Below are 17,552 nucleotides of genomic sequence, written 5' to 3'. Positions count from 1 at the left end.
TGACCGGCCAATCATCCGAAAGACCGAACAGGCGCCTTAAAAGGCGAAGGTAGACCCGCATGCGTGCCCTCCAGCTCATCGAAGACCGCAAGCTCGAAATCGCCGACATCGCACCGCCGCTGCCGCCGACCCACGGCGAAGTGACCGTGCGCATCCGCGCCGTCGCGCTGAACCACATCGATGTCTGGGGCTGGCGCGGCATGGCCTTTGCCAAGCGCAAGATGCCGCTCGTCATCGGCGCGGAAGCCGCCGGCGAAGTGGAAACGGTCGGCCCCGGCGTCGGCCATTTGCAGCCGGGCCAGATCGTCGCGATCTATGGTGCGCGTACCTGTGGCCTTTGCCGCCATTGCCGCGCAGGCCGGGACAATCTCTGCGAAAACGTGTCCGGCGTGCACGGCTTCCACCTGGATGGCTTTGCGCAGGAAAAGGTCAATCTTCCCGCTCGCCTGCTCGTCCCTGCCCCGCCCGGCGTCGATGCGGTGGCTGCGGCACTCAGCCCCGTCACTTTCGGCACGGTCGAGCACATGCTCTTCGACAACGCCAAGCTTGAGCCCGGCGAAACGATCCTTGTCCATGCCGGCGGCTCCGGCATCGGCACGGCGGCAATCCAGCTTGCCAAGAAGATGGGCTGCACCGTGATCACGACGGTCGGATCGGACGACAAGATCGAGAAGGCGAAGGCGCTCGGCGCCGATCACGTCATCAACTACCGCGAAGACCGCTTCGAAGGCGTGGTGCGCAAGCTCACGAAGAAGAAGGGCGTCGACGTCGTGTTCGAGCATGTGGGCGCCGACACCTGGGCCGGCTCCATGCTCTGCCTGAAGCGCGGCGGCCGCCTCGTCACCTGCGGCTCGACCTCGGGCGTTTCGACATCGATCAACCTCATGCACGTCTTTCAGCAGCAACTGCGCATCATCGGGTCCTTCGGCTGCCGCATGGAGAACATGGCAGACGCCATGGAGAAGATGGCGCGCGGCATCGCGCATCCCGTCATCGACACGGAAGTTGGCTTTGACGATCTCGACACGGCCTTGCAGCGTATGGAAGGCCGGCAGGTCTTCGGCAAGATCATCCTGAAGATCGATTGACGGGCACGCTCGCTTGAAGCTCTTCATCACCCGCATCGTTCTGGCGCTCAAGAAATTCGGCGACTGGGCAACGGCGCAGCTGATCTTCGGCCTGCTCGGGCTTCTGCAGATGCTGCCGACGGCGAAGGCGATCGATTTCGTCGATCGCATGGCGCGGCGGATCGGCCCGATGACCTCGCGCCACAAGCTTGCGATGGAGAACCTGCGCCGCGCCTATCCGGAAAAGACCGAAGCCGAACGCGAGGACATCGCGCGCGACATGTGGGGCAACATGGCGCGCCTTGCCGCGGAATACGTGTTTCTCGACGATTTGTTCGACTACGACCCGAATGCGGGCAACACGGGCACCATCGAAGTGTCCGGCACGGACATCTTCCTGGACCTGCGCGACAATCCCCGCCCCTTCATCGTCTTCACCGCCCATACGGGCAATTTCGAGCTTTTGCCGATTGCGGCTTCGGCCTTCGATCTCGACGTGACGGCGCTCTTCCGGCCGCCGAACAATCGCTATGTCGCCGAGCGCGTCATGAAAGCGCGCCAAAGCCGCATGGGCAAGCTTGTTGCCTCCAACTCAGGCGCCGCCTGGACGCTGGCGCGCACGCTGGAAGACGGCGGCGCGGTCGGCATGCTCGTCGACCAGAAGTTCCACAAGGGCGTAACGACGCAGTTCTTCGGGCTGCCGGTCAAGACCAACCCGCTGCTCGCCAAGCTGCAGCGCCAGTATGATTGCGAGGTCTATCCCGCCCGCTCGATCCGCCTGCCGAACGGTCGCTTTCGCCTGGAAATCGAGCCGGCCGTCACGATCCCCAAGGACGCCAACGGCAATGTCGACGTCGCCGCCACCGCGCAGATGCTGAATGACAAGGTGGAGGCCTGGGTGCGTGAATATCCCGGCCAATGGCAGTGGTTCCACGATCGCTGGGCGATCAAGCACGAACTGTGAGTGCGGCAAGCACCGTCAAAACGAGCAGAGCCGAGCACGCCGCGACGTAAATGCGGATCGCGCGATCGATATCGGCCATCGTGCAGACCGTGCCGGCCGCATTGAGCATCGGTTCGGCAACGCGTTCGCCGCCGTAGGTCCGAGGGCCGGCGAGCGCCACATCCAGTGCACCCGCCATCGCCGATTCCGGCCAGCCGGCATTGGGCGAGCGGTGCAGCCCGTGATCCATCAGGGCAACTTTCAGCGCCCGCCGCGCCGCACGCAAGCCCGCCTCGACGAAGGCGCCAGCGGCGATCAGTCCGGCTGAGAGCCGCGCGGCCGGCCAGTTCGCCCAGTCGTCGGCAATCGCGGAAGCGCGGCCGAAATCGATGTGGCGGACGGAGCGATGGCCGATCATGCTGTCGGCCGTGTTCAGCATCTTGTAGGCGAGGATCCCCGGAAGGCCGAGAAGCGCATACCAGAAGGCCGGCGCAACGACGCCATCGGAGAAGTTCTCAGCGAGGCTTTCGATCGCCGCGCGGGCAACGCCTTTCTCATCGAGGGTCGCCGGATCACGGCCGACGATCATGGAAACCGCGAAACGCGCGCCCTCGATACCGCCGGTGCGATAGCCGATCGCAACCGCCTGGACATGATCCGAGAGGCTCTGTTGCGCGAGAAGCACCGCAACCACGATCAATTCGAGCAGCACGCCGACGACGCTGGCATGCGCGAACATCAGCGACAGTGTGGCGCCTACGACGACTGAAGCAGCCAACAGCGTCCCGATGACGAGCCGGCCCGCGAGGCGACGTGACGCAGGCCTCGCCCCCTCGCGATTGAAACGCTTGTCCGCAAAACCGATCGCCTTGCCGAAGATCACGACCGGATGCGGCAGGCGCCGCCACAGCCAGTCGGGGTCGCCGACGATGCGATCGATAAGGAGTGCTGCGGCAAGGATGAGCAGTTGCCGTTCGAGATCGATGATCATGGCCGGTCAGGATCTCGGTAACGCGGGAATTCGGACAGTGCGTCAGCGAGACGCTGCGCGTCCGGCGCAGCCTTCGCTAGCCCGAAACGCAGCCAGTCGGCGCGAAAGTCGAAAGCGCGAGCGAGGACATGCTGACGGCAGAGATGCGCGTAGATTTCCGAGGCGGCAGGATGCTGGACGAGCAGGAACAGCCCGCCATCGCCGATGATGGGAAGACCGGTCCGGTCAAGGACATCTCGCGTTTCTCGGAGGCGAGCCCGGATTGCCTCGCGTATCGCCTCGACCTTGACGCAATCTGCCATCAGATCGGCAGCGATGGAGAGCGCCGGACCCGACACGGGCCAGGGCCCCATCATCGCGTCGATCGCCGTAAGGCGGGCCTCCTGCGCAATGACGAAGCCAAGGCGGAGGCCGGCAAGGCCGAAGAACTTGCCGAAGGAGCGCATCACGATCAGATTGTCGCGCGATCCGGCATCGCCGGCCACGCTTTCACGCGGGTCGGTATCGGCGAACGCCTCATCCACGACCAGCGCTCCACCCCGCGCAGCCAGCCGGTCGGCTGCGGCGAGAATGTCCGTGCGTGCGAGAAGCCGCCCATCGGGGTTGTTCGGATTGACCACGACGATTGCATCCGCGTCCGCTTCAAGCGCATCATCCGCCGGCCGTTCGTCCACCTGCCAGCCGCTCGCGCGAAACACACGGGCATATTCGTTATAGGTCGGCGCCGCGAAGACCATGCGCCGACCGCCAACCACAAGCCGCGGAAGCATCTGGATCGCGGCCTGCGTTCCGGGCACCGGCAAGGGCTGCGGATGATCGGTCGGCACACCGTAATGCAAGGCAGCAGCGGCGCGCGCGGATGCCGTCAGATCAGCATCCGGAAGGCGCTGCCAGATGTCGCCAGGGGGCCAAGCAAATTCCGCCGGCTGCGGGTTGATGCCGGTGGAAAGATCCAGCCAGTCGCGCGGCTGGCCGCCGAAAAGCCGGCAGGCGGCGGCAATCCCGCCGCCATGGCGCGGCAAAGCACTCATGCGTCACCCGCAAGATCGATCAGATGCATGAAGGAGCCCGAAACGCGCCCGCGCCGCAATCCCACCTGTCCCAGATCGGCGCCGAGCGCGTCTGTCGCTGTGAAAAGCCGGTCGCCCTCCTCCCGCACGATCGTCGCATAGTGAAACTCGTGCGCGGTCATGCGCGCGGTGGACGGCGCGCCCGCAAGCGGCGTCAGCACGCGGTAGCCGAGATGGCGCCGCCGCTCGGCAAAACTCGTCGTGAGCGACAACATGCCGAGCATTGGGTGCTCGACGCCGTCAGCATCGATGATCCCATCGCCGAGCACCATGTAGCCGCCGCATTCCCCGAAGATCGTCGCTCCCCGGTCCCGCGCGGCAATCATTCCGTTGCGAAACCGCGTCGCCGCGGCAAGCTGCCCCGCATGCAGCTCGGGATAACCGCCCGGCAGGTAGATGGCGTCGCAATCGGCCGGCGGCGCTTCGTCGGCGAGCGGCGAGAAAAACGAGATTTCCGCGCCGCGCCGCCGCCAGCCGAAGAGCATGTGCGTATAGGCGAAACCAACGGCGATATCCTGCGCGACGGCGATGCGCTGGCCCGGTGACGGCAGGCGATGAATATTGGCCTCACTTTCCGGCTGCCGGAAAAGGCCTGCTGCGCGCAGCACGGCATCGAGATCGACGCCGGCCGAAACCGCGTCGGCGGCGCGCTCGATGAAGCCTTCGAGCGCTTCGTGCTCCTGCGCCTGGACGAGACCGAGATGCCGCTCGGGCAGTCTGAGGGCCGGATCGCTCATCAGTGTACCGAACACGGAAATGCCCGCGCGGCCGAGCGCATCTCGCAGCATCGCCGCATGGCGCTCGCTCGCGACATTGTTGAGGATCACGCCGGCGATCATCACGCCTGCGTCGAAGCCGGCAAAGCCCCGCACGAGCGCCGCGATGGAATGCGACATCTTCGATGCGTCCACGACGAAGACGACCGGCAGCCGCATGAGCCGTGCGAGATCGCCGGAGGAGCCCCGGCCGTCGGCGGCGGCGTCGAACAGCCCCATCATCGCTTCCACGACGAAGAGCTTGCCGCCCGCCATCTGCAGGCTGGCATTGGCAAGCATGAGTTCCGGCCGCATGGCCCAGGGGTCGTAGTTGAAGCAGGCGGAACCGGCAGCCGCCGTATGAAATGCCGGATCGATATAATCCGGTCCGGCCTTGCCCGGCGCAAGCGCAATGCCGCGCCGTTTCAGAGCACGCAGGAGCCCCAATGTGACAGTCGTCTTTCCCTGCCCCGAACTCGGTGCAGCAATAAGCAACCCCGCCATATCAGCCGGCATCCCGCTTCTGGTCGCTGCGGTCGCCCATCGGGTCGGCGGTCAGCGTCTTGCCCTGAAGCGCGCCCAGCCAGTCGAGGCCTGCGCGCAGCCGAACCACTTCGCCGAGGACGACGATTGCCGGCGGTGCGAGCCCGGCATCCTCAAGCGCCGGAAGCGCTTGCCCAAGCGTGGTGACGAGCACGCGCTGCTCGGCCGTCGAGGCGTTGCAAACGAACGCCATCGGCTCGTCTGAGCGGCGACCGGCTTCCAAAAGCTTTTCCACGATGACGCCGATATGCTTCATCGCCATGTACATGACGAGCACCGGCGATCCCTTGGCAACGGCGTTCCAGTCGATCCGGTCCGGCACGAGGCCGGAGGAATCATGGCCGGTGAGAAAGGTGACCGCGTGGTTCGTCTCGCGGTGCGTCACGGGAATGCCCGCATAGGCCAGGCCGCCTATGCCCGACGTGATGCCCGGCACGATGCGGAACGGGATCTGGTGTTCAACGAGCGTCAGCGCCTCTTCCCCGCCGCGCCCGAAAACGAACGGATCGCCGCCTTTCAATCTCAGCACGCGCCGCCCGGCGTGCGCCAGTTCGACCAGCCTGAGCGAAATGTCCCGCTGTTTCGGCGAAGGCTTTCCGCCGCGCTTGCCGGCAAAGATCATCTCGGCACCCGGCCGTGCCCATTGCAGGCACGTTTCATCCACCAGCGCATCATGCACGACCACATCGGCCTGCATCAGCGCATGGACTGCCAGCATCGACATCAGGCCGGGATCGCCGGGGCCGGCGCCGACGAGCCAGACGTGACCCGGCAGAAGCTCGGGCAGGCCGGCAAAGGGCGTTGGTGATTGCCTCAACGGCTGGTCTCCTTTCCCCGTGCCGGGCGCTCGCCTATAAGCGAACCATGGTCGACGACGCTACAGCCCGCGGCAAAAGAAGCAAGCCAGCCGGCGACGGCGGGGCGGCGCCTTTGCGACGTGGCTGGACGACGGGTGCCTGCGCCACCGCCGCGACCAAGGCGGCGCTGACCGCGCTCATCACGGGCAGCTTTCCCGATCCCGTGACGATCCGCCTTCCAAAAGGTGAAGAACCCGCCTTCCCGCTCGCTGTTGAAACGCTTGGCGACGGCGTCGCTTCGGCCGGCATCGTCAAGGACGCGGGCGACGATCCGGACGTGACCCATGGCGCGACGGTGATCGCGTCCGTCCGCTTTCTCCCTCAAAGCGCCGGCATCGTCTTTTGCGCTGGTCCGGGCGTCGGCATGGTGACAAAGGCCGGCCTGCCGGTGCCTGTCGGCGAAGCGGCGATCAACCCGGTGCCCCGCGCCATGATGCGGGCGGAAATCGAGGCGCTCTGCATGGAGCATGGGCGCTCGCCGGATGTGGAGGTCACGATCTCTGTCCCCGGCGGCGAGGCGATTGCGGAAAAGACTTGGAACCCGCGCCTTGGCATCGTCGGCGGGCTTTCGATCCTCGGCACGACGGGTATCGTCCGTCCCTTTTCCTGCTCCGCCTGGATCCACTCCATCCATCGCGGCGTCGATGTCGCGCGCGCCGAGGGGCTGACCCATGTGATCGCGGCGACAGGCTCGACCTCGGAAGCGGCCGCGCAGACGATCTATGGACTGCCCGAGATCGCGCTGATCGACATGGGCGACTTTGCGGGCGGCCTGCTCAAATATCTGCGCGCGCACCCCATCGAGCGGCTGACGATCGCCGGCGGGTTCGCCAAGCTGACGAAGCTCGCGCAAGGTGCGCTGGATCTGCATTCGGCGCGCAGCCAGGTCGACATGGCGTTCCTCGCCGATCTTGCGGGACATGCGGACGCCGAACTTCTTGAGCGGATTCTGAATGCCAATACGGCGCTGGAAGTGCTTGCATTGACCCGGGCTTCCGGCATCGATCTCGCACCGACGATTGCCGCGCGCGCCCGTCAGACGGCCATCGAAACCTTGCGCGGCGCGGCGGTGAATATCGAAATCATCGTCACCGATCGTCAGGGAGACATCCTTGCCCGCAGTGCCTGAAACGATCCTGATCCTCGGCGGAACGCTCGAAGCAGCCGAGATCGCCGCGAGGCTCGCGGCAAGCCGCAAGGCCCGCATCGTCACTTCGCTTGCAGGACGGACGCGCGAACCGAAACCGATGGCAGGCGAAACCCGGATCGGCGGCTTCGGCGGCGCGGACGGTCTTGCGACATATCTCGAGGACAATGCCGTCGGCCTCCTGATTGACGCGACCCATCCCTTTGCCGGCACGATCTCGACCAATGCGCGGCGAGCGGCGGATATCTGCGCCATCCCGCTCATCAGTCTTGCGCGCCCTGCCTGGGAGGCTGTCGACGGCGATCGTTGGCAACGCGTCGCGACCATCGCCGATGCCGTTACCGCCATCCCTGAAGGTGCGACCGTGTTGCTCGCCCTCGGCCGCCAGCATATTGCACCCTTTGCCGGCCGCGCCGACGTGACCTTCGTCATCCGCATGGTGGACGAACCCGAGGCCGAGCTGCCCTTTGCGCGTTTTGTGCTCGTGCTCGGCAAACCCGATCTCGACATTGCAGCCGAGGAGTCGATGCTGGTCGCCCATGGCATCGACACGATCGTCTGCCGCAACTCCGGTGGCCGGGGCGCATATGCCAAGATCGAAGCCGCGCGCCGGCTCGGCCTGCCGGTGATCATGATCGACCGTCCTGAGCAGCCCGTCGGTTCGCACATTTACGTGTCCGTCGAGGCGCTTCTCGGTGCAGATCTCTTGCGAGAGCTGGCCGACCCATCATGAAGTCGCCCGCTGCTTCTTGCCCCGATTGCGCAGCACATGGGCATAAGCGGCGTCATAGAGTGCGGAATCCCGGAATTCCACCTCGCCAAACACCTTGCCGACCATGACGAGCGCCGTCCGGGTGATCTTCGCCTCGCGCACCGCGTCCTTCATGCCGGCAAGCGTGGTGCGGATATAGAGCTCGTCCGGCCAGGTCGCGCGGTAGGCGATTACGACCGGGCAGTCCGCTCCGTAATAGGGCTCCAGCGCCTCGCGGATATAGACGAGGTTGCGGATCGAGAGATGGATGGCGAGCGTGGCGCCGGAGCGGCCGAGAATTTCCAGTTGCTCGCCCTCGGGCATGGCGGAGGCCTTCATGCCGGTGCGGGTGACGATCACCGTCTGAGCGATTTCCGGCAGCGTCAGCTCCGTCGTCAGCTTCGCGGCGGCGGCGGCGAAGGCCGGAACGCCGGGCACGATCTCGTAATCGATGCCGAGCGCATCGAGCCGCCGCATCTGTTCGGCAACCGCACCGTAGATCGACGGGTCGCCGGAATGAACACGCGCGACATCCTCGCCTCGCCCATTCGCGACTTCGATCTCGGCAATGATCTCATCGAGATGCATCGGCGCGGTGTCCATGACGCGCGCGCCTTCCGGTGCGGCCTTCACGATCTCCTCCGGCACCAGCGATCCGGCATAGAGGCAAACGGGGCAGCGTTCGATGAGCCTGAGCCCCCGCACCGTGATGAGATCCGGTGCACCCGGCCCGGCTCCGATGAAATAGACCGTCATGAGGATGTTCCCATCGCTGTTCCCGCCTTGCCGGCATAGCCGCGCGGCGTATAGACCCATGTGCGCCCGTCGCCCGTCTTGACCGTTCGGGTTTCCGACGAGCCGACGATCACCACCGTCAGCATGTCGACATCGTCGATCTGAAGCTCTGCGAGCGGCACGACCCGCACGGTTTCGCCCTCGCGCCCGAGATTGGTGGCGAGCACCACGGGCGTACCGGCCGGCCGATGTTGCAGCAGTACGTCGCGGGCATGGGCAAGCTGCGTGCGCCGGCGCTTCGAGACGGGATTGTAAAAGGCGATCACGAAATCACCCTCCGCCGCCGCCTTCAAGCGCCGTTGAATGTCGGCCCAGGGCGTCAGAAGATCCGACAGCGAAATCGTGCAGAAATCATGCCCGAGTGGCGCGCCCACGCGCGCGGCTGCCGCCTGCAGAGCGGAAATACCCGGCGAGACAACGATCTCGATCCGCCGCGCCGCATCCGTCAGGCCTGTCTCGCCGCCAGCTTTATCCAGAAGCTCGAAGGCAAGCGTCGCCATGGCATAGATGCCGGCATCGCCCGAACAGACGAGCGAAACGGTCCGCCCGGTGGCAGCAAGCTCCATCGCATGGCGCACGCGCAGCTCCTCCGCGCCGAGATCGAAATCATGCCGCGTCTTGCCATCTGCGAGGCGCCCAAGCAGGTCGATATAGAGGCCGTAGCCGACAAGGTCGGTCGACCGTTCCACCATGCCGCTCACTTCCGGCGAGCGCCAGGCGTCGCTGCCGGGCCCGATGCCGACGATGAAGAGCATACCCCGCGCCCGCCCGATCGTTTCGGCGTCCAAAGGGACGGTGGCCCGCGCAATGGCGGCAGTGACGGCGCGGGTCTTGCGCTTCGGGACGATGAGCGCGCCTTCCGGACCAACGGCCGCAAGCGCCGCACCCTCGGCCACGCCGTGGCACCCGACTTCCGCAAAGACGACATCGGACGGATTTTTGAGCCGATGCGCTTCGGCTTCCAGCATCGCTGCATCGAAAAAGCGCGCCGGCACGCCGAAATGCGCGGCAACGGCATGGATCGCGGCCTCATCTGCCTTGAGATCGAGCGAGACCACAGCCGCAAGACTTGCCGGAGCAAGGTCAGCAGACGCAAGCGCCTCTTCGGCAAGGGCGATGGCTTCAGCGGCGGAGGCACCGCGCTCGCAACCCATGCCGAGAACGAGCGTCGCAGGGTGATAGACAAGTTCGCTCCGCCCCGGAGCCGTTGCCGCGTCTGTGACCGTCAGCGTGACGGCGCCACCGGTGTCGATGGGCAGACGGCTTTCCTCAAGCCACGCAGCCTGCCCTTTGAGGTGCACGGATGCACCAGCAACGAGATCGGCCATCACCGCGCGCGCGTCTAGCGGATTCGCCAGTCGGTAGCCCGCGGGCGGATCGTCGAGCGCCACGCCGAAGCGCAGGTCGCCGGCCGTTGTGATCGCCGCATGGGCAGAGAGTGCGGCCGCAATCGCGCGGGCGAGATCGTTCGCGCCATGATGCCCACCGAGCAGCGGCACGACGCTTGCGCCATCCTCGGAAACGGTTACGACCGGCGGCTCGCCATGCTTGTCGGCAAGATGCGGCGCCAGAAGCCGGATAATCGCTCCACTCGCCATCACTGCGACGATCGGGCGGCCCGCCCGGTAGAGCGCGGCGAAGTGGGCACCCGTATCCTCGAACGGCACGTCGACGCCCTCCACCCGGCGTGCAAGCCCATGCACCTCGCCGCCGATCGCGGCGGCGACCCGCTGCGCCAGCGGCACCGCATGGGTGGACAGGATGACGATCGCCGGCTTCATCGTCTGGCCTCCGTGAGATCGGCGATCCAGTCTTCGGCACCCTTGTAGACGAGGATCATCGAAAAATAGGGCGCTGCGTCCTCGGTGACGGCGCTGAGCGGCAGGACGCGCTCGGATGCGAGCGTCACCCGTTCGAGATAGAGGCTCGCGGCCTCCAGATTTAATGCTTGAAGCAAATGCCTGATCCGGTTGAAATGGCGACCGATCTTGATGATCGCGAGCGCCTCTGCGGCCTCTATCCGTGCGCGAAGCGCCGCGTCGTCGAGCGGCGCCGGCAGAACCGTCAGCACGTCGTTGCGCGCGGCAAGCGGCCGACCGGCAGCGGCGGCTGCCGCCACCATGGAGGAGACGCCGGGCACGATCTCGGTCCGATGCGCGCCAGCGAGCCGCTCGAACAGATACATGAAGGACCCGTAGAAGAACGGATCGCCCTCGCAGAGCACCGCGACATCGTCGCCCGCGACAAGCGCCGCACCGATCTCCGCGGCGGCCTTGTCATAGACCGCGCGGGCCGGGAAACGCTCGACGCGCATCGGCACGACGATCGGGATTTCGCGCTGCTCAGGTTTGAGAAACCCAGCGACGATCGAGCGTGCAAAGCTCTCGCCACTGTCCGGCGCAGGATAGGCGACGACGGGTGCCGCTATGAGGATGCGATGCGCCTTCAGTGTCAGGAGTTCCGGGTCGCCGGGACCGACACCCAGCCCGTAGAGCGTGCCGCTCATGGTTGCTCTCCGCCTGAATCATCCGCTGACTTCGTCACCGACCAGAGCGTCACCGGCATCAGCGGCTTCCAACCCATGAAGCGGCCGACTGGCTCGGCCCGCGAGACGGCCATGCGCACGAGATTGCCACCGAAGCGGGCGTGTAGATCGAGAAGCCGCGCTTCGCTTTCCAGCGTTACGGCGCTCGCCACGAACCGACCGTTGCCACGAAGCGCCGCCCACGCCGTCTCGAACGTCCCATCCGTTGAAATTCCTCCGCCAATGAAGACGGCGTCGGGCTGAGCGAGCCCCGCGAGCCCCGAAGGTGCACGGCCTTCGACGATCGACAGATGCGGTACGCCGAGCGTCTCGGCATTGGCGCGGATCATGGCGAGCCTTCGCTCGACCGGCTCGATCGCAATCGCTCGGGCGAGCGGCGCAGCCCGCAGCCACTCGACGGCGACCGACCCGCAGCCGGCACCGACATCCCACAGCAAACGACTGCCGCCGGGCCGCAGATGCGCCAGCACCGCCGCGCGGATTTCGCGCTTGGTCATCTGGCCGTCGTGCTCGAAGGCATCGTCGGGAAGGCCCGACATCGGCCCGTCGATCATAACGCCGGCATCTGCGATGCAGGTGATCGCCAGCGTGTTGAAGTCCGCGAACAGTTGGCCTTGCGCCTCCCTCGCTTTCAGATCGACGATCCGCTCTCTCGGTCCGCCGAGATGCTCCAGCACCGTCAGCCGTGACGCACCATAGCCGGCGCGTGCCAGTATCGCCGCTGCCTCCTGCACCGTCTGGCCATCGGAGGTCAGCGCCAGAATGCGTTGCCCGTCGGCCAGATGCGCGGCAAGGCGAGCGACGGGTCGTCCGTGCAGTGAAATACAGGCGACATCCTGCAGCGGCCAGCCAAGCCGGGCAGCCGCCAGCGAGAAGGCCGAGGGTGTGCCGATGATTTCCATCTCGGCAGGCGCAACGTGGCGGGCAAGTGTCGAGCCAATGCCGAAATGCATCGGATCACCCGTTGCGAGGATAACGAGGGGAGAGCCGCGTCGGGCGAGGATGGCGGCCATCGTCGGCTCGAAGCCATCGCTCCAGTCGAGGACCGTCTTGCCAGTGAGATCGACGCCCGACAGCGCGTCGAGCACGCGACGCGCGCCAAGAATCGCTTCCGCTCCGGCAATCGCCGCCAACGCCCTCGCAGAAAGGCCCGCCGCACCCTCTTCGCCAGTACCAATGATGGTGAGCCATCGACCGCTCATGCGCAGCACTTTCCTGCTCGAAGGGACGATATCCCTTGGCCCATGACGATCGGGAGCGCTGCACGGCGGGTAGATCCTCGGGACAAGCCCGAGGATGACGGAACCTGGGGAGACCTCTGGGCCGGTTTCCAAAGCTCTGCAAACCGATCTGCCAGAGCTCTCACCCCCGTCATGGTCGGGCTCGTCCCGACCATCTGCGGTGCAGCGGCATTTGCGATGGCCGTGGACTGAACCTCGACGACGGCCCATCGACCTGACTTTCGTGAAGCGGCATCGTGCGCGCTCATTGACCGGCCTCCAGCGCGAGGGCATTGACGGCGGCCGAGGCCATGGCGCTGCCGCCGCGCCGGCCGTGAACCGTGATGAACGGTACCCCGTGCGGTCGGCTACCAAGCGCTTCCTTCGATTCCACAGCACCAACGAAACCGACTGGCATTCCGATGATGAGCGCCGGCTTCGGCGCACCCGCCTCGATCAGTTCCAGAAGCCGGAAGAGCGCGGTCGGCGCGTTGCCGATCGCGACGATCGCACCCTCCAGACGCGGCAGCCAGAGATCGACCTGCGCGGCCGACCGCGTCGTTCCATGCGTCTTCGCAAGCACGGGTACCGGAGGATCGTTGAGCAGGCAAAGCACTTCATTCTCGGCGGGAAGGCTTCGCGAGATGATGCCGTGGCGCACCATTTCCACGTCGCAAAGGATCGGCGCCCCCGCTCGGAGCGCGGCCCGCCCAGACGTCGCAGCATCGTTTGAGGCTGCGATGGAGGCGACGAGATCGACCATGCCGCAGGCGTGAATCAATCTCACAGCGATTGCGTGCAAATCGCTGGGCAGCATCGCGAAATCGGCTTCGGCCTCGATCGTTGCGAAGGAGCGGCGATAGATTTCGTCAGGATCGCGGACATAGTCGAAGGGCTGCGAATCCGATGGGGCGTTGGCCGATTTCGGCGCATCGGCGATCGGCGCTGACGCGACTTGAGGCAGCACGCGGGCAACCGAAGTCGACCCGGCCCGCGCGAGTGTCGATCCGACGATCCAGCCCTCCTCTGAGAGCACCGCGGCGCGATCAGTCTCAGAAAGGCTGTCGGGCGCAGCAAGATGCGGCTCCAGCGCATCTTCGGCGTCGAGCGATGCGAAGGTTTCCACCACGGTGCGCACCTGTGCTGCGTCCAGGCAGAGCTCGTCTGGCTTTTGGGTAATAGGTAGCAGCGAGGGATAGATCTCGGTGATGACGATCGGTGCATCCAGGTCATCGGCGAAACCCGTCTCGAAGGGCCAGACCCTGATCTTGCCGGCAAGGCCGGGATGCCGCCGCAGGCGTTCCAGCCCCGCAATACCAACAAGACTCTGGCTGCCGACCGCTCCAGCGCCAGCGAGCTGCCACAGCGTCTTTGCGCCCGGCAAATGCCGTTCGATCACGCGCCGCTCGGAAATGCTCCCGGCCTGAAAGCCCGCCTTCGTCCGCGAAAGTCCTTCATGCTCGGTCTTGGTTCCGTTGCCCCAAAACCGCACACCGTGTTCCGGCAGGAGCCTGCCGTTGAGACGTGCCGCGACGGCAAGCCGGTTGGAGCCATTGTCGGGGCCATCGATGATCTCATCGGCGAGATGCGCCCAGATCGCGTCCCAGCGCGGGCTCCCGGTCAACTGTTCGGCGGTCCCCTGCGGATAGCCAAAGGCGAAATCGAAGCCGGCCATCAGGCGCAGCCCCGACGTCGCGCAGTCCCGCATGGTCTCCGCAATGCGTTCAAGCGCAGCGTGCCGCGTCGGCAGATTGTTGTTCCAGAGAAGCGTGAAGCCGCCTCCCTCGCGCACGCCATAGGCGATCCAGATCGAATCCTTGCCGAGCCTCGGCACGCCTGCTGCCGACCAGTCGGCCATCAGATAGGCATCGAAGAGCGGCATCAGCGACCGCCCGTCCCCTTCGGCTTCTCCATGGAGCGCGGCCCCAGCGGATGATCCGCATGGGGATAGGGATGGTGATGATGCGCATGCCCGTGGCCATGATCGTGGTCGTGGTCGTGGTCGTGAGAATGGTCATGGCTGTGATCGTGCTCAGACCCATGATGATGATGATGATCATGGTCGTGACCATGATGGTGATGGTGATGATGCTCGTGATCGTGGTGATGGTGGCCGTGCTCATGGACGTGCCCGACAGGCTCCAGAGCGGCCGGTTGCGCATGGCTGTGCACCGGTGTGAACGGCAGGCCGTGGATGCGGCAGAATTCCGGATCGCGGCAGGAGGCATCGCAATCGCCTTTGCAGGGGCAGTTTTCCAGCCCACCGCCAATGCCCTCCACATGGTGGTGGTGGCTCTCCTGCGGCAGCCCGACTTCCGCTTCGAAGCCCAGCACCTGCTCGCGATATTTGCACATCTGGCAATTCATCAGCGCCTGGCCGTCGAGGATTTCCTGAACGCGGTGCTGGAACGTGTCGAGCACGAGCGGGTGATCGTTCAGATAGGACGCCTTGACGAACTGGATGTCCGGATGCCGTTCCGCAACCGCATCCGTGTAGCTGTAGATCCGCTTCACGAGCACGCCGGTGAAGAGGAAGTAGGGAAAAACGACGATGCGGCGGTAGCCGAGCCGAGCCGCGTGATCGAGGCCGGGCTCCACGAGCGGAAACGTAACGCCCGAATAGCAGGTCTCGCCCCAGCCGAAGCCCATGCCCTCCCAGATCATGCGCATCACCTTGGTGACGTTGGAATTGGCATCAGGATCGGAAGCGCCGCGGCCGACGACCATCAGCAGCGTGTCGTGGCGATCGACAGGTCCATGGGCGGCATCCGCCTCGGCAATGGCTTCGGCGATTCGGTCGCCGGCAGCCCGGATCATCTTGAGATCGACCCCGAGTTCGCGCCCGTAATAGATGACGACGTCGCGATGCTCCGCCTGGTAGGTGTTGAGCACGGAGGGAATGTCATTTTTGGCGTGGCCGGCCGCAAACAGCATGCCGGGCACGGCGAGAATCTTTGTTGCCCCTTGAGCGCGCAGCGAATCAAGCCCGGCCGAAATCACCGGATTGCAGAATTCGAGATAGCCGTATTCGACCGGCACGCCCGGATAGCGCGCGCGCAGACCCTCCGCGACGGTCGAAAATTCCCGCGCCGCATTCTGGTTGCGGCTGCCATGGCCGCAGACCATGATGCCGATCGATTCTTTAAACGGGTCAGCGCGGAAGGCGGTCATGGGCGGCGGCTCTCGGTTGGAACGCAAATCCGCACGCAACGCCCGTCGCGCCGGATGACGGCGCGGTCTGAAGCTCTGACAGCTTCCGGAATCGACCCCGGATTTCGGTCGGTCTCACCGGATTTTCTCTCAGCCCGCATCCATCGATCGGGCGCCATCGTGCCCCGCGAAGCTAGTCGAGCGCACCTTCCCGGTCAAACGAAAGGCTCAGGCTTTCCGGTGATTTTGTGCAGGTGCCGGCTGCCATTCCTGCGACGAGAGACCGAGGGCCGTCCGGGCATCTGAAATGAATATCTGCGCTTGGCGGTTGAATACGCCGGGCTCCGCCTCTCCATCGCCAGGCACGGACGCGATCTCCGTCATGAGGTCGACGAGACGCCGCCGCTGCTCCATCGGCAATTGGCTCAGCGAGGCGATGTGCGCTTCCGCGTCGTCGCGCCGCTGCCATCGCTCCAGATAGCTGTGCAGCGCCGTCATCTCCTCGGAGAGAACGCCGAACTGCCGGCCGCAGATGTCGGAGAAGACGTTCATTTCCTTTTCGCGCACGATGCCGTCCGCCAGGATCGTGCGAAACAGCAGGAGCATCTGCGCCACGATCTGCGGTTTCGGATCGAGCCTGCGCGCGAGTCGATTGCGCCGGCGGCGATGGGTCAGCGCAACTCCCAGACTGCGGAGCAGTTTCATGATCGACCGCGGCCGCCTGCAAAAGCGATCGCGCCCCAATGCGCCGCCACAAACGAACCGGCCTGCGCGCACAAGCCGATTCGGGGCATGCGGACCGACGACACCATTGCCGCCGCGTCCAGGCTCTGCCATAGGCGATCAAAACACACGGGCGCGGCATTCTCCATTGGAAGACATCTTATCCACAGCGACGTTGATCCTCGTGGTCGCCGCATTCTTTGCAGGTTTCATCGATGCCATCGCGGGCGGTGGCGGGCTGATCACCGTGCCGGCCTTGCTGCTGGCGGGCGTTCCGCCGGTTGAATCGCTCGGCACGAACAAGCTGCAATCGCTGTTCGGCTCGGCTTCCGCGACGATCGCCTACTCGAAGAAAGGCCATGTCGACCTGAAGAAGCAGTGGCGCTGGGCGGTTTATTCGTTCGTTGGCGCTTGCGCAGGCGCGCTTTTGGCAACCGTGATGCCCGGGATCGTGCTTGCGACGCTGCTGCCGGTACTGCTGATCCTGATCGCGCTGTATTTCGCCTTCAAGCCGGATCTCAACGATGTCGATCGTGCCGAACGCATGCGCCCTGCTCTCTTCGGCGTGCTTCTCGTTCCGCTGATCGGCTTTTATGACGGCCTGTTCGGACCCGGCACTGGATCGTTCTTTATGCTCGCCTTCGTGGCGCTCGCCGGCTTCGGCGTCCTGAAGGCGACGGCCCACACCAAGCTCTTGAACTTCGCATCCAATCTCGGCGGCTTCGTCGTCTTCGCCCTGATGGGCGTGGTCTATTGGAAGATCGGGCTTTTGATGGGTGTGGCGCAGTTTGCGGGTGCGCGGGTGGGCGCGGGTCTCGCGATGAAGAACGGGGCGAAGCTGATCCGCCCGCTTCTGGTGCTTGTGTGCATCGCGCTTGCCGTGCGCCTGCTGATGGATGCCGACCATCCGATCCGGGCGTTGATCGGCTATTGAAATAAGAAGTGCCACCACGCGGACGCGGTGGCACTGATGCTCGGTATTTGCCGTCAGACGA

16 protein-coding genes are annotated in these 17,552 nt (G+C 65.3%); 5 read left to right on the top strand and 11 right to left on the bottom strand.

The features are described 5' to 3' along the window. Positions 1-59 precede the first annotated feature (59 nt). Both QQL76_RS05755 and QQL76_RS05750 read left to right on the top strand, forming a co-directional pair. The gene (locus QQL76_RS05755) at positions 60-1,088 is read left to right on the top strand and encodes a zinc-binding dehydrogenase (protein ID WP_499206756.1); all 1,029 of its coding nucleotides are present in this window, start codon (positions 60-62) and stop codon (positions 1,086-1,088) included. A 13-nt stretch (positions 1,089-1,101) separates the two neighbouring features. Further along, on the top strand, positions 1,102-2,031 hold the full coding sequence (locus QQL76_RS05750; protein ID WP_499206755.1) for a lipid A biosynthesis lauroyl acyltransferase: 930 nt from the start codon (positions 1,102-1,104) through the stop codon (positions 2,029-2,031). Here QQL76_RS05750 and cbiB read toward each other — a convergent pair. The 4 genes from cbiB to cobA are packed head-to-tail and all read right to left on the bottom strand — an operon-like array spanning position 2,015 to position 6,186. Then, positions 2,015-3,001, bottom strand: coding sequence for a cobalamin biosynthesis protein CobD/CbiB (gene cbiB / locus QQL76_RS05745; protein ID WP_499206754.1), 987 nt, complete (start codon positions 2,999-3,001; stop codon positions 2,015-2,017). The genes QQL76_RS05750 and cbiB overlap by 17 nt on opposite strands. Then, the gene (gene cobD / locus QQL76_RS05740) at positions 2,998-4,032 is read right to left on the bottom strand and encodes a threonine-phosphate decarboxylase (RefSeq protein WP_499206753.1); all 1,035 of its coding nucleotides are present in this window, start codon (positions 4,030-4,032) and stop codon (positions 2,998-3,000) included. The genes cbiB and cobD overlap by 4 nt, the downstream gene beginning before the upstream one ends. Next, a complete protein-coding gene (locus tag QQL76_RS05735) occupies positions 4,029-5,330 on the bottom strand; it encodes a hydrogenobyrinic/cobyrinic acid a,c-diamide synthase (protein ID WP_499206752.1) in 1,302 nt (433 codons plus the stop codon). The genes cobD and QQL76_RS05735 overlap by 4 nt, the downstream gene beginning before the upstream one ends. Position 5,331: 1 nt before the next feature. Next, positions 5,332-6,186: a uroporphyrinogen-III C-methyltransferase gene (gene cobA, locus QQL76_RS05730; RefSeq protein ID WP_499206751.1), complete on the bottom strand. Its 855-nt coding sequence runs from the start codon at positions 6,184-6,186 to the stop codon at positions 5,332-5,334. 47 nt (positions 6,187-6,233) lie between these two features. Here cobA and QQL76_RS05725 point away from each other — a divergent pair, with 47 nt between their 5' ends. After that, positions 6,234-7,355, top strand: coding sequence for a cobalt-precorrin-5B (C(1))-methyltransferase (locus QQL76_RS05725; RefSeq protein ID WP_499206750.1), 1,122 nt, complete (start codon positions 6,234-6,236; stop codon positions 7,353-7,355). Further along, on the top strand, positions 7,339-8,106 hold the full coding sequence (locus QQL76_RS05720) for a precorrin-6A/cobalt-precorrin-6A reductase (RefSeq protein ID WP_499206749.1): 768 nt from the start codon (positions 7,339-7,341) through the stop codon (positions 8,104-8,106). The genes QQL76_RS05725 and QQL76_RS05720 overlap by 17 nt, the downstream gene beginning before the upstream one ends. Here QQL76_RS05720 and cobM read toward each other — a convergent pair. The 7 genes from cobM to QQL76_RS05685 form a co-directional block, all read right to left on the bottom strand. Then, complete coding sequence (gene cobM / locus QQL76_RS05715) at positions 8,101-8,880, bottom strand: cobalt-precorrin-4/precorrin-4 C(11)-methyltransferase (RefSeq protein ID WP_499206748.1); 780 nt, start codon at positions 8,878-8,880, stop codon at positions 8,101-8,103. The two genes, QQL76_RS05720 and cobM, sit on opposite strands and share 6 nt — an antisense overlap. After that, positions 8,877-10,700, bottom strand: a complete 1,824-nt coding sequence (gene cobJ, locus QQL76_RS05710) for a bifunctional cobalt-precorrin 5A hydrolase/precorrin-3B C(17)-methyltransferase (RefSeq protein WP_499206747.1) — start codon at positions 10,698-10,700, stop codon at positions 8,877-8,879. The genes cobM and cobJ overlap by 4 nt, the downstream gene beginning before the upstream one ends. Beyond that, the gene (gene cobI / locus QQL76_RS05705; protein WP_499206746.1) at positions 10,697-11,425 is read right to left on the bottom strand and encodes a precorrin-2 C(20)-methyltransferase; all 729 of its coding nucleotides are present in this window, start codon (positions 11,423-11,425) and stop codon (positions 10,697-10,699) included. Before cobI ends, cobJ begins: the two co-directional genes overlap by 4 nt. Continuing rightward, on the bottom strand, positions 11,422-12,666 hold the full coding sequence (gene cbiE / locus QQL76_RS05700) for a bifunctional cobalt-precorrin-7 (C(5))-methyltransferase/cobalt-precorrin-6B (C(15))-methyltransferase (protein WP_499206745.1): 1,245 nt from the start codon (positions 12,664-12,666) through the stop codon (positions 11,422-11,424). Before cbiE ends, cobI begins: the two co-directional genes overlap by 4 nt. 283 nt (positions 12,667-12,949) lie before the next feature. Beyond that, positions 12,950-13,624, bottom strand: a complete 675-nt coding sequence (locus QQL76_RS05695) for a precorrin-8X methylmutase (protein ID WP_499207124.1) — start codon at positions 13,622-13,624, stop codon at positions 12,950-12,952. Between the two features lie 941 nt (positions 13,625-14,565). After that, entirely contained in the window at positions 14,566-15,855 is a 1,290-nt protein-coding gene (locus QQL76_RS05690) for a sirohydrochlorin chelatase (protein ID WP_499206744.1), read from the bottom strand. Between the two features lie 207 nt (positions 15,856-16,062). Then, a complete protein-coding gene (locus QQL76_RS05685) occupies positions 16,063-16,539 on the bottom strand; it encodes a tellurite resistance TerB family protein (RefSeq protein ID WP_499206743.1) in 477 nt (158 codons plus the stop codon). 166 nt (positions 16,540-16,705) lie between these two features. Between QQL76_RS05685 and QQL76_RS05680 the strand changes: the two genes are divergently transcribed. Next, a complete protein-coding gene (locus QQL76_RS05680) occupies positions 16,706-17,491 on the top strand; it encodes a TSUP family transporter (protein ID WP_499206742.1) in 786 nt (261 codons plus the stop codon). Positions 17,492-17,552: the final 61 nt, after the last annotated feature.

Source organism: Rhizobium albus, from assembly GCA_030160035.1.
In the GTDB taxonomy this organism is placed as follows: domain Bacteria; phylum Pseudomonadota; class Alphaproteobacteria; order Rhizobiales; family Rhizobiaceae; genus Georhizobium; species Georhizobium albus.
This window is presented reverse-complemented; position numbering and strand designations above follow the sequence as displayed.

Coding starts and splice junctions, on each gene's coding strand:
- QQL76_RS05755 (WP_499206756.1), top strand. CDS start 60: ATGCGTGCCCTCCAGCTCATCGAAGACCGCAAGCTCGAAATCGCCGAC.
- cbiB (WP_499206754.1), bottom strand. CDS start 3,001: ATGATCATCGATCTCGAACGGCAACTGCTCATCCTTGCCGCAGCACTC.
- cobD (WP_499206753.1), bottom strand. CDS start 4,032: ATGAGTGCTTTGCCGCGCCATGGCGGCGGGATTGCCGCCGCCTGCCGG.
- QQL76_RS05735 (WP_499206752.1), bottom strand. CDS start 5,330: ATGGCGGGGTTGCTTATTGCTGCACCGAGTTCGGGGCAGGGAAAGACG.
- QQL76_RS05725 (WP_499206750.1), top strand. CDS start 6,234: ATGGTCGACGACGCTACAGCCCGCGGCAAAAGAAGCAAGCCAGCCGGC.
- cobM (WP_499206748.1), bottom strand. CDS start 8,880: ATGACGGTCTATTTCATCGGAGCCGGGCCGGGTGCACCGGATCTCATC.
- cobJ (WP_499206747.1), bottom strand. CDS start 10,700: ATGAAGCCGGCGATCGTCATCCTGTCCACCCATGCGGTGCCGCTGGCG.
- cobI (WP_499206746.1), bottom strand. CDS start 11,425: ATGAGCGGCACGCTCTACGGGCTGGGTGTCGGTCCCGGCGACCCGGAA.
- cbiE (WP_499206745.1), bottom strand. CDS start 12,666: ATGAGCGGTCGATGGCTCACCATCATTGGTACTGGCGAAGAGGGTGCG.
- QQL76_RS05690 (WP_499206744.1), bottom strand. CDS start 15,855: ATGACCGCCTTCCGCGCTGACCCGTTTAAAGAATCGATCGGCATCATG.
- QQL76_RS05685 (WP_499206743.1), bottom strand. CDS start 16,539: ATGAAACTGCTCCGCAGTCTGGGAGTTGCGCTGACCCATCGCCGCCGG.